The organism is Micromonospora sp. DT4 (genome assembly GCF_049841675.1).
In the GTDB taxonomy this organism is placed as follows: Bacteria; Actinomycetota; Actinomycetes; order Mycobacteriales; family Micromonosporaceae; genus Micromonospora.
On the sequence record NZ_JBNCKT010000390.1, the window covers coordinates 1 to 470 of the forward strand.

The 470-nt window shown below is 68.5% G+C and carries 1 protein-coding gene; it reads right to left on the reverse strand.

The genetic code is table 11. The annotated features are described in order from the left end of the window. Positions 1 to 470 (reverse strand): hypothetical protein (locus tag ACLQ24_RS30250; protein WP_425895140.1); only part of this gene is annotated, 470 nt, incomplete at both ends.

The window sequence follows — 470 nt, forward strand, 5'->3', positions numbered from 1 at the left end:
GGCGGGTCGGTCCGCCGTGTCGGCGAGGGCGTAATCGAAGACGATGTCGGCGTGGTCGGTCGCGCCGAACTCGAGGACCGGGGCGTAGCGGCTCAGCTCGGGTTGGTCGGGTACCCGTTTGATCATCTGCTCGACGTGGGCCAGGCTGTCGCGCATCTGCTGCGGTGACCAGCGCTTACTCGCCTTGGCGAACACGGGGCGGGCGGCGGCGAGGTTAGGTGCCCAGATCAGCTCGCCGAGAGTGTCGTCGACTCGTGTGACGGCCGTGGTGGGGTCAGCGAGTGCGGCGGCACCACGCACGGCATCGGCAGTGATGTCCTGCCAGAGGCGCGCGGGGCCGACGGTGGGCTTGCCTCGCTGGGAGGGGGTGGCCTTCCAGTAGGTACCGAGACCGATGCTGGTGTTGTCGGGTCGTTGCAGGGTGGGGTGCAGGATCGTGGCGCCGTACCGTTCGACCACGGTGAGTAACT